This window comes from Pseudomonas fitomaticsae, from assembly GCF_021018765.1.
GTDB classification, from domain to species: domain Bacteria; phylum Pseudomonadota; class Gammaproteobacteria; order Pseudomonadales; family Pseudomonadaceae; genus Aquipseudomonas; species Aquipseudomonas fitomaticsae.
On the sequence record NZ_CP075567.1, the window covers coordinates 3,433,816 to 3,445,345 of the forward strand.

The window sequence follows — 11,530 nt, forward strand, 5'->3', positions numbered from 1 at the left end:
AGCCTGCTCCGAGGGTAAGTGAACGCTGGTGATCTGTCCAGTTCAAGGGGGGATTCAAAGCCATCTCCGGTAATTGAACGATTTGGTCATGGGGGCATTTGACCGGGTTTAAGGAGTACGCCGAGGATGATCTAATCTTTTGATCGTCTAGATCGTATTGGGGGGCGATCATGAAACGATTCACTGCAGGCGAGAGTCGGACTCAAGTGGCGCTGCTACCGGAGTGCTTGGACGGTTAAGGCAGCCGCCAGGCAGGCCTATGTCAGGCCTAAAACAGCTCCAAATGGCCGACCATGGCCGAGAAAAGCAGATGATCTGGCAAGCGAGCCACAAACCCACACCTCCGGTCATTCAGAAATCACAATCAGACAATGGTAGGAACAGCTCTGATGTCTTTGTGAAGATCGTTGCGCTGCAAGGTACTGTGGCCCGTCCGGCTAGGCAGGTCTTCATCCCTGCCCACAGCCAATTAACGATCAAGAATCTCACACCTGGGCGCTACGACGTTCTGTACCGGGATCTCAACTCAGGTGGGCTATCTCGATTGGAACCCATGCAGTTGACTGAAAAGACAACTTAACGCGGTACTGAGTACGCTGTGATCACCCTCATCCTCAACAAAGTTGCGAATGGCAACGCAGCAACTTACTAACTTTCTGAGGATGAGATATAATGATTTTCTAGTAAATTCGGTGTTTGAAATTCCTACTCGACCAAGCAACATCAATAAAGCTACTTCCTGTCACTCCAAATATAGTTTGTTCTCGTGGTGAAATATGGCAAAGATTGAATCAAGAACCTCCAACTCTCGCTATCTAGAATCAATTGGGTTAACTTTGCTTGATGAGGCTAAATCTACGGAGCCAGGCTACATATTCAAAAAACTGGTCCCTGCAATGGCGTTTTTCTGCTTTGCCTTTGAATCAAAATTAAATGGTTATGGTGATGCAGTATTCACCGGCCAAGAACTAAAAAAATATATTAACTCTACGATCATTGGGAAATTTCAATGGCTCTGCAGCCGTATAGGAGTGGAAGGCTCTGACGCCTTTCAGGAATTATGCAAAACTATTGAATTGATGGTAACTTTTCGAAACTCCTTAGTTCACTCAAAAATCATCACCATCGAAGAGGAGCGCGAGTTGAGTGAGCTTGAAAAGCTAAATCCTAGATTTATCCGACCAAAAATCTCTGATTCTGACTTCATGGAGATCAGATCAATTGAGAACGCTGAGAAGTTCCAGGGGGTCACTACTACGTTAGAGCTAATCTGGTCCAGTTACTGCATAAAAAACTCTATTCATATCGGAGATGATCGGGGCTCTTTAATCTCAAGGGCACGCATACTCTCCGACGACCAGTAGAGTGCCAAATAAGAAGCCAAGGTTGATAGCTAACCACTTCAAACTACACAGAGTCACCGATCAGGCTGCATTGCCCAGCCTTTACTACGCAGACGGTGAGAAAGCGTCGGGCTTGATCCTGATGCTTTTTAATCTTCACTGAAGGTCCGCTATCGACCGATTCTGTTGAAAAAGTCGGCCATGGTTTCCACGGTAGAAAAGTACGCGCTTGAGATTGAAATCTTTGCATTGAGCAGAGTACTCCGGGCTCAGATTTCGCGTAGCTGCGCGCAAAAGGCGTTTTCAGCGATCAGTATGCGGGCAGTCTGGAAGAACCGACTTTTTCAACAGAATCGACCCAAAGCTGTCATTAAATGGAGGCAACGAAGCGGGTTTCCAGGCCCACACTTGCTGGCGGTAGCGCATTAATCAGTACGATGGCATCGTCGCCTTTCTGTGACAAACGCTCGGTGAATACGCCTTTCGCTTCAATTCTTGCCAGTTTTTGTGCCGCCAGCGCGATGCCCCCCGATTCATATCTCCGCTCCGACGACGATTCGTTGCATCTCCCTCTCTTGCCGGGTGCGCCGGCGGATAAACATAATGAGTGATAGAAGCGCACTTTTATGCAAAGGACAGGCACCACGATGAATGAGTATTCGGAAAGCTGGCGGCATCTGAAGGCTTTGTTGGCAGGTTATGCGAATAAAGATTCAGAAGTCCGCGCTCCATCTTATGAGGATCAGCGCCACGCCAAGGCATTATCCATTTTCCTCAATCACGCCGACCTGGCGACCCCTTGCCTAAATCGCGATACGGTGGAAACAGTGTTGGCCGGCCGGCTCCAATGGCCGCGGACTGAAGGGGGACCATATCTCGGCACGGACATTCCTCTTTCTCGACTCGAGGAGTTGGGGTTGGTTTCGTTTTACGCAGGCTGGTGTGCTACCCACGCGAACCCTGTGAGAGATGAGACCGTCGTCGACCCAACCCTAATTCCGATCATCGAAGCCATTGAGCATCTGAAGGATATCCTGCGGGGCCGGAATGGTTGCGTCCGACCGCATTACGCCTGCGACGAGGGTGAGTTGAAATCCCTCCTTCAAGCCGAGTTTGGTGATCGCATTTCCGTTGAACAACTCTTACCCGAGCTTGAGCTAGACGGTGACATTTTCAGATTAATGCCCGGCAATCAGAACTTTTGTGCAGAGATAAGCACTCAGCTTTGGGCGGACTTGCGAAGCAATCATGCACCCGAGGAAGCGTTCAGTCGCTGGATGATGTGCTTCCGCGTGAATTGCGATTGGGTAATGCCCGTCATTTTTGATCGGCTCCAGTACGAGGGGCGCAAAGAGTTTCATGACCTGCTGCTTAACTTTCTGGCCGATGACCCTGCGTTATCCACGAGTATTGATTGCTTCGTCAGACAATCTATCAATGAACATGATTTCTCAGGGCGCATTCAGCTCACGGAGATCCATCGCGATCGTGTCATCGATCAGAATACTGATCGATCAGAGTCAACGACATCGGAGAAAGAGCTTCCTAGGCCGACACTAAGCTCGCTTGAAGAGATTTACTCGGCACCATTGGGCGAAGCGTCAAGCGCCTTTGAATTCGTCACAAGCCTGCACGGTTCGTGGCTAAGAGAGAGAGAGCTTTTTTACAGTTCGCTAGTGTCAACTGTGGTGGAAGCCAGTATCCGCATTGAGACTGCATACCTCGCCTCCTCAGGCTTGGTGGAGAAACTGGTTGATTTGGCGAATGACCATCGCCCAGTCCTCAAATATTTACTATACGTCGTTCTACCCAATTATGACCTGTCCAACTACATGATTTTGCTGCTGGCTCGAAAGGAGACCAGCGACGTCGCGTTCTTCCATCTGGCAAAACGAAACTTTGAACGATCACGCGATCAAGATACTGTTTACCTTCAAAACATTGCGGATGGATATCACCAGTTGCTGTGCCGCGAGTATGTCCGGGCTATTCAGAATGAGCCAAATTTTTTACCACGTTTCGTTTCCGTGTTGAAAAAGCTCGGTGAGCAATGCGCATTCCACTCGCCCGACTTCTTCAAAGGGCTTGAGTATCGCCTCCTGCTCACATTGTTGGACTCGCTGACAGACCAACAAGTCTCCGGCCTTGCCCAGGCATTCGCATCACTTAGCGTCGACGTAGAGGGATCTCGGCCTGAGCAGGAGCGTCAGCACTTTAAATACTTTTTAGGGTTTTGGCTCATTGATCGTATCGAACGCATTGGTATAGACCCGACGGAGGCCATCTGCGAAGCAATCCGTGAGTCGCTACGTGCGCTGTACAAAGCAGAATTTTTTGCCAACCTGACTGGTTTGCGAAGCCTTGATTCGAGTTCATTCTTCGGGGCGCTCTCATGGAAGCAGCTTTTCGCAGGAGAAGGTCAGGCTTTCATGCTAAATCTCTCTAGCCTTTGTGATGAATGGCCGGAGCAGCTCGACTGCCAGAATAAAGATGCATTCGGAGTCGCTCTAGCGATTCGCCATTATCTTCAGGTCCTCATAAGTGCCGGACGGACATCATCGGAAGCCAGCGCAAAGCAGGTGATAGCGAGTAGAGTCCAGGAAATCATTCGCGTATGCGGTTTTAGAAAGCGCAAAAAATACTTCCGCCTCTTTGAGGGGCTTGGCTTCAACAGACCCGATCTCTGGCATCAGGTGTGCGACTACTCAAACTCATTTACAGATGAGTTGTATAAGGACTTCATCGTACGATGCGCCCCCTCCATCCCTCTGAACCTTCTATTCGCGCTGCTGGAGAGGACGTCTGTCATCGCTCGGGTGCAACAGTTACACGATGCGATTGATAAACACCCTGTTGAATTAGACGGCGAGCTGGACCTTCAGTCAATGGAGGACGCGTTCACCTCAGCTTTTAACACCGGCCGTACGGAGATTGCGTCGCGGATGCTTACAGCTGCGAAGAAAAAGCTGGCTGAGGATCGATTTGATAACGCCATCGGTGAACTTTTCAATCGAGTTCGAAAAGTGTGGCAGAGCTATGACTACAAGGCTCAGCTTCTTGAGCTGTATGAACTCCATAAGCATGATCCTGCCGGCTTTCAAACACTTGCGAACGAGCTTCCACCTCCCCACGACTGGCGTGCATCGCAGCGCCAGTCAGATGACCGAGCGCACCATAATGAGTGTGATTATTTTAAGCGACAGGTTATCGCTACAGCATTTTGCGATACGGATCCGTCTAAGACCGTGCTCATCATGGATGCGCTGTATCGTGAAACCAAGCGCAAACACCACGGTTTCGTGCTACTTCATGGGCACGTCAAACTGTTTGCCGTCAATCAGAACAAACCCGCGCTCAAAAGCGCTTTGACCACCTTCCTCACAGGCGCAGGAATGGGGCCGCCTGATCGTATGGATGAGTATTGGGTCGCAACCGTACTAGAGGCGTACCAACTCAGCGGAGCGGCTGGAGTCGATCACTTTTGGGCTCAGCTCAGCCCAGAGCAGCAGTGGCGTAGGCTCATCTTCACCCCCTATTGCAGGGCACTGCTAGCCCGTCGAGACTCTTTCACAGTCAAGAAAATCCTTGCCCGCTATAAGGAACTCAACCACGAGACGCTTGACGAACTTGAGATTGATGACCTGATATCTGAGCTAGCCAATATCGAGAAAGACGCTCCTTCGATGAAAGACTTCCTCTTGATTCTGGCCGAGAATTCCCAGCGAACCGTTGTGCAGCTGCAAAAGCATTACAACCAGATCATTGCGAAAGACTTCGAGTCCTACGTTGAGGTGGTAAACCCGGATCAAGCACCCCATGAATACATCAGGGATGCCATGCTCGCCGTGGCGGGCGAGCTCGTGCTTCGCAAGCGTAACTTACAGGTTGCCACCAGAGATCAAGAGGGAAACGTCAGCTTTCAAGGCATGAAGTTGGAGGATTGGGTCAACGATTGGTTCGTCTCACTGTTCGACCAACGAATGTCACATGCAAAACTGTCACTGCGGGATCAAAAAAGGGGCGGACATTCGTCCTCGGGCAAAGGGCCTGGCGAGATCGATGGCTTCATCACGTCAAGCGATAACACACGAATCGGAATTTTCGAAGCATTTCGTCTATTTTCGGTCGACACTAAAGTGATCAAAGAGCATCTCAACAAGATGGCAGGATATGACGGTGAGTCTCTCAGCCCGGTTGTGATGGTCGGCTACTGCGACGTCAAGGATTTTTCCAAACTTGTGAGGGGCTATAAAGACCACGTTTCGAAGCAGACATACAGCGGTTATACGGCTGTTGATGGCAAGCCTGGAGTGCTGGAAACGCTCCGAGACGAGGACCATATCTGGTCAGGAAGCGAGATCCGCCGTAGGGGACATAAGGACATCGTGTTCTATCACCTTCTGATCAACCTGCACTTCTCACCTGCAGCTGTATCTACAGATGACGGGGAGCAAGCCCATTCGAGTAAATAGTGAACTAATCGACACTACGAACAGGGCGTAGAGCCCCATTTCTAACGGTGGGTGGGATAATTCTTGGCTGTGATTGTTTTTACAGCTCAGTGGCAGCTATTGGCCGCTCTCTGCCCGATGCATCGGGCGGGAGTCGGCCAAAAGCGGACGCTCCCGAGCGTCTATGTAAAGTGAGGCAATTCACCTCGCCGACATCGGCAGGCCGGTGCCTGCTGCTACAACCTTAAAAACTGCATCAGAGTCCTTTTGCTGGCAGGGTGTTGCATCAACCGCTGCTTTCGCCGAAACAGTTCGGTGTAGGCGGCAGCCAGTTCGGTCGTGGCTACGATCCTTCGGAAATACCCGGCGATAGCGGCGTCGCGGGCAAGGTTGAATTTCAGTGCAACCGCCTGCGCAAGATCAAGGATTTTGTCTTGCCCACTCAGTACTACAGCTATTGGGACATCGGCAAAGTCTGGAGCGAGGAACCTCGCTACGTCGGTTCGGAAAATCTGTCGTCGGCCGGCGTCGGGGCGCATTTCCAGGTGCTCAAGCATCTGTTCATCTCCCCCGAAGTGGCCTTTCCACTGACTCATTCCGTAAGTGCGTAAGACCTGGAGGGCGACAATGGCAAGGCGCCGCGCCTCCATATCAATTTCCTCTAATTGTTCTAGGGGGCGAATAACTTTAGTAGGACGCTGGAGACAAGTCGCTCACAAGCCGCAATGTACAACCACGGGCCAAGAGCTTTAACCCGTTGTTGCGAGGTCAGTTGGGGCTGCATTGTCATGTCGGGGAGCGACCGGCTAGGAGCGACTCGGCGAAGAGACAAAGGTAGCGATGAACCGCAACAGAATCACTTTTAGCTGTGCTCTTGCATGTGAAAGCACATCGAAAAATGTTGCGTATAAATTGAATTACTCAGGCAACAAACATTCAATTTTAGGTTGTGCAACTACAAAACACCGAGCGCGCACTTAGTTACTTGAAACTTATGATAAATATTGCAGCAACAGTCTCCGGCTATACCTATTTTCAGCGACAAAGTATTGCGGAGTCAGCCCGGTTGCGCACACCATTTCAATCTCCAGCATCTTCCCCATTTCCATATCGGCGAAATCAAATCCTGGCGAAACCGCTTCGCTGATCAACCCAAACCCGTCCGATCCATTCAGCAGCATGGATGCTTTCCAGATTCCGCCCGGTACGTGTAATTGCGGTTGTTGGCCGGCCAAAACATTGCTGCCCATTACCAGCGTCTGCAGCGAGCCGTCGGCATGAATCAGGCTGTACTCAATGGGATCGCCCAGATGGAAATAATGCAGGATGTCGGACTGATTGAAATGGAACTGACCCACTGGCGATTCCTCGGTCAGCAGGTAGTAGATCGACGTCATCAAATAACGCGGCCCACCGGTGGTTTCGAGCATGTCCCGATGGTCGGCCTGGTAAGTTCTACGAAAAAAACCGCCTTCTCCGTGAGGCTCGAGGTCTAGTGTGAGAATGAGGTTCGACGCCGTAATCGAGCGTGGTTTCATGACCTGCTCCCATTTATTCTCAATACAATCCGTAATAACTCGACTAAACGGTCATTTAGTTGAGTTGTAAGGATTTACACCTCGTCATGCGCCTCGCTACACCTCGACTCGCTCGACCGCCTCCATTCACTCTCACCGGCTCTCCAGCACCTGCTTGCCCACCCCGTAAGCCGTTCCGCTGATTCCCAGGAAAATCAACCAGGTCGGATCGAACACCGGATAGCTCAACTGCTGCTGCACAACCAGCAGCAAGACGTTTACCACCACCGCTTGGTAACGATGAAGTTGCTTGCGCTCGTCGAAGCCTGTGAGCAGGTCATACCAGAACCCTCGACTTGGCACGTAGCCGCGGCCGCTCGGAGCATTGCGGTCGGTGATCCAGGAGAGGCCCGCCGTACCGATACTGATGCCGAGCAGGACCAGCAGCGATCCATCTATCCGGCGCAGGTCTCCATACAACAACCACAGGAACAGCCCGGTGGCGACCGCGAAGGTAAACCAAAGTGCCATCTGGGTGCGACTTAGGCTGAAGGACGCGCGCACGGGTTTCCAGTCGGGCTTGCGCAGCGCCAGGCCAAAGCACGTAGCATTGACGTCTGCTGCCTCAACCGGCTCTCCGGCGAGTGCCTTGCTGGCCAGGTCGTCGTAGCGCGAGACATCGGTCCCGTCGAAATCGGGGTATTTTTCCTTGAGGTCCTGGTTACGGGCCGTGTCGTCCGACAACTGCGCCATCCTGGCCCGAAGTTTGCGCGCGGTCTTCCACCACGGCGGAATCGCTGAGTCCGGCTCATCACGCAGAGTGTCAGTTGCCCTGCCGACATACACGATGGCGGCGATGGCCAGTACGACAAGCAAAAGTGCAAGTACCAGCCTGGCCCCAGTGGTGATGCTCACCGATGTGGCCTGACCACGCAATGGAATCAACGTCTGCGTGGCATCGTTGCTGGACCATCCCAGTGCAGGATACAGGGCCGTCGGCTCGAACAGGGCACCGTCGGCATAAAGCATGGACCACAGGCGCTGGGTTTCCGGTCCCTGGCGGATCCGGAACCTGAGCTGGACATATTGATCTACCGTTTCGGAGGCGATCAGCATGGCATCGCCTGGCAAGGGTATGCCATTGAGATACAACACGAATGCCCCACTCAATGCTCCCTGCGACGTCTTCAAGGCCGTGAACGCCGTTTTGTCCACGGCAATGATCAAGTCGCCAGTGCCGACCAGCGGACGAGCGTCGCTGCCCAGGTTTGCGCAAGCCGGGTCGCTGTTGCTTTCACCCGTCCGAAGGGGGGCATCCTTTTTGTCGGTTGGTCTGCTTTCGAAAAGCCCTGAATCTCTCACCGCTATGCATTTTGTTGGCAATTGCGGCGTGTCTGCGCTCGCCACACCGGCTCGGCATCCCCAGTGAAATCGTTTATTACCTTACATATGCCTACAATGGCGGCACTACGTGCAGCCCAAGTGTGACCCTGGACCTCGACCTGGCGGGCCCGACATCGTTGAAGGTTCCCGCGCTTGCCTGGGGTACCACCCACGAGTACGACAGTGACGATGTACTGGCTGCCAGCGCAGGAAAGCCGGCGTGGTTCCGCTCCCTGCGCCCGGGCGCGCAACCCATCGGGACGGCAACCCTGGAGCGAACGACGGACAACCTGAACGCGGTCTGGACGCCTTTCGACGGCGCCAGCCATGCTGTGAAATTCATCGTCGACGGTGGCAATCCATTGGCCGTGGCACCCCATATCGATGCCACGATCATAGTTGGCCTGCGCAAGGCCGCAGGTGGCGTGCAATTCAGTGTTGACGGCATACATGACGGTTTTCCCAACTACACGCTGCAGATCAACGGCAAGTCAGTCTACGAATGGGATGCGGTAAAACAGGGCGAAGATCCATCTGCCCTGGGGGGCACGGGCGATCAGAATATAAAGATCGCCTGGAAGACACTTTGACGACCTGATGACTGAAAACTCGGGGTCAGGGATACCCGAAGCAATCAAGGCTGCTTTGCAGCCTGTCCAGAAATGCCACCCTACGCTCACGATCCTGCGCTTCCTTGGCCATCAACTCTGGCAGCAAGGATTCAGCACGAACCACATCGAGAATGAACACACCGTCATCGTCGCCCAAGGCAATGTCACCTGGATTGACCTGTACCCCGGCGATTTCGACGGTGCCATTGACCTCACCGTGCAGACCGATTCCACGTGTGGTGTAAGCACTCACCCCAAAGCTGAAAACAGGCAACCGATGTTCGCGCAAGGCCGCCACATCGGTCACCGCACCACCGACCACAACACCTGCCAGCCCTTTGATCAACCCGGCCAGCGTTCGCAACTCGCCCCAGCAGGCGCACTCCTCGTCGCCTGCACATTCGATCACCAACACATCGCCCGGCTGACTGAGCAACAGCGCGTCGCGCAAGATGCTGCCGTCGGGTGGAAAGACCTTCACGGTGACGACATTGCCCAGCATGCGCACATTACTGAACAACGGTCTGATGCCACGCAAATACCCTTGATCACCAAAATGGCCGAGGGTCGATGGTGCGATCTCCCGATATTGTTCAAGCAGGTCCGGGCTGGCCTGTTGTTGACGGGGAACGATCATGAACATTTCCTCGGACGTGAAGGTTTTGGCCGGATGAGGGGGCATGTCGAGCAATATTCGACGGGATCGCAGGCTCGATAGTAGAAGCAACAGGTACGGCGAAAACGGACACTGCCCCCCTCCTCCATGGGCGTGGGCGGACGGCGGAAGTGCGTCAGCGGGTTGTAATCCAGGCCGAACAGTTCCGGGGGGGCTTCATTGAGCAGCCAATGGAAATCCGCTTCCTGGCGCTGGCGAATCTGCGGGTCCTGCACCTTGCTCATGCGCTTTTCGTACAGCGAATAAACGCGCACGGCGGTGTTTTCCCACAGAATGCGTCGCGAAATCCCGCTGACCCGATTGAACATCTGCCATAACGGAGCCAACACGCCCGCGAACAACGCTGTCACGACTTCTGCCCGCCAGGCCTCTCGTTCTCCGGCATCGTACCGGGTGGGTGCTCGCTCGGGTATGGGCATGGAGGACGTCCAGAGCCCTTCGTCATGACCGTATTCGATCACGCAATCTTCAAGGGACAACATCAGCCCCTGATCACAAACCGACATGGCGTAAAGACAAGCGCCCGTGGCCAGGAAAGAGAACCGCTTGGCCAGCAGCGACGCGGTGATGGCTCGGGTCGGAGAGCTGATCACGGGACCCAGCCGGTCGAGCAATTGCACGCACACCTCTTCATCCAGCAATGCGGTGGCGCGAACCGAGCGTAGCCTGTCGTGCTCAGCCATGGGCTTGAGACGTAGCGGGCCGCTCAAGACAGCCCAGTCGTGCGGTGCGAACGCTGAACTCAGGTTCATTGCGGCAACTCCCGTCCGAACGGGATGCACAGCGGTGTGCCGAAGAATGGATCGGCGATGATTCGGCAGTTGAGATCGAAGACCTGCTTGACCAGTCCCTCGGTCAGAATGTCCGCCGGACGGCCCTGGGCGAATGCCGTGCGCTGATGCACCGCGACCATATGATCGGCGTAGCGACACGCCAGGTTCAGATCATGCAGAACCATCACGATGGTCTTGTTTTCCTGACGATTGAGGTCGCGCAGCAGATCCAGCACCTCGATCTGGTGGGCCAGATCGAGAAAAGTGGTCGGTTCATCGAGCAACACGATCTCGGTATCCTGCGCGAGGGTCATGGCAATCCAGACGCGCTGACGCTGACCACCGGACAGCGCATCGACAGGCCGTTGCGCCAGATCCTGCACCCCCGTCTGTTGCATCGCCCGTTCAACCATGGCCTCATCCTGCACCGACCATTGCTGCATCCAGCTCTGATACGGATAACGCCCCAGCGCCACCAGTTGCCGTACCGTGATGCCTTCCGGCGCGCTGGGCATCTGCGGCAGGATGGCCAGTTCCCGCGCCACAGCCGCCGTCGAGCGTTGCTGGATGTCGACTCCGTTGAGAATGACCGAACCCTGTCGCGGCTTGAGCAGGCGCGCCAGGGATTTGAGCAAGGTGCTTTTGCCACAACCGTTGCTGCCGATCAGCACCGAGACTTTGCCCGCCGGCAGTTGCAGATCCAGTGCATCGATAATCACCTGGCGCTGATAGCCCAGGGTCAGTTGATGGGTCGCCATCGAAGCCATCAGTCATTC

General features: G+C 53.9%; 9 protein-coding genes. 4 read left to right on the forward strand and 5 right to left on the reverse strand.

Annotated features, from left to right (window positions below; all coding sequences use genetic code 11):
* Positions 1–776: 776 nt before the first annotated feature.
* From KJY40_RS15355 to KJY40_RS15365, 3 genes are all read left to right on the forward strand, one after another.
* Entirely contained in the window at positions 777–1,364 is a 588-nt protein-coding gene (locus tag KJY40_RS15355) for a hypothetical protein (protein ID WP_230730946.1), read from the forward strand.
* Positions 1,365–1,990: 626 nt separating this feature from the next.
* Positions 1,991–5,815, forward strand: a complete 3,825-nt coding sequence (locus KJY40_RS15360) for a hypothetical protein (RefSeq protein ID WP_230730948.1) — start codon at positions 1,991–1,993, stop codon at positions 5,813–5,815.
* 230 nt (positions 5,816–6,045) lie between these two features.
* Positions 6,046–6,405: a ShlB/FhaC/HecB family hemolysin secretion/activation protein gene (locus KJY40_RS15365; protein ID WP_264302541.1), complete on the forward strand. Its 360-nt coding sequence runs from the start codon at positions 6,046–6,048 to the stop codon at positions 6,403–6,405.
* Between the two features lie 381 nt (positions 6,406–6,786).
* On the opposite strand, the gene KJY40_RS15370 is transcribed toward KJY40_RS15365, so the two are convergent.
* Positions 6,787–7,332 carry a cupin domain-containing protein gene (locus KJY40_RS15370; protein ID WP_230730952.1) on the reverse strand — a complete coding sequence of 182 codons (546 nt, stop codon included), beginning with the start codon at positions 7,330–7,332 and terminating at the stop codon, positions 6,787–6,789.
* Between the two features lie 132 nt (positions 7,333–7,464).
* The gene (locus KJY40_RS15375) at positions 7,465–8,718 is read right to left on the reverse strand and encodes a hypothetical protein (protein WP_230730953.1); all 1,254 of its coding nucleotides are present in this window, start codon (positions 8,716–8,718) and stop codon (positions 7,465–7,467) included.
* Positions 8,719–8,795: 77 nt separating this feature from the next.
* On the opposite strand from KJY40_RS15375, the gene KJY40_RS15380 reads away from it, so the two are divergent.
* Positions 8,796–9,284 (forward strand): DUF3238 domain-containing protein, encoded by a 489-nt coding sequence (locus KJY40_RS15380; protein ID WP_230730955.1) that lies wholly within the window; start codon positions 8,796–8,798, stop codon positions 9,282–9,284.
* Positions 9,285–9,309: 25 nt separating this feature from the next.
* Here KJY40_RS15380 and KJY40_RS15385 read toward each other — a convergent pair whose 3' ends face one another.
* From KJY40_RS15385 to KJY40_RS15395, 3 genes are read right to left on the reverse strand one after another with little or no spacing between them, the layout of a single operon-like run.
* On the reverse strand, positions 9,310–9,942 hold the full coding sequence (locus KJY40_RS15385; RefSeq protein WP_230730957.1) for an RraA family protein: 633 nt from the start codon (positions 9,940–9,942) through the stop codon (positions 9,310–9,312).
* A complete protein-coding gene (locus KJY40_RS15390; RefSeq protein ID WP_230730959.1) occupies positions 9,939–10,733 on the reverse strand; it encodes an IucA/IucC family C-terminal-domain containing protein in 795 nt (264 codons plus the stop codon). Before KJY40_RS15390 ends, KJY40_RS15385 begins: the two co-directional genes overlap by 4 nt.
* The gene (locus KJY40_RS15395; RefSeq protein WP_085702963.1) at positions 10,730–11,521 is read right to left on the reverse strand and encodes an ABC transporter ATP-binding protein; all 792 of its coding nucleotides are present in this window, start codon (positions 11,519–11,521) and stop codon (positions 10,730–10,732) included. The genes KJY40_RS15390 and KJY40_RS15395 overlap by 4 nt, the downstream gene beginning before the upstream one ends.
* Positions 11,522–11,530: the final 9 nt, after the last annotated feature.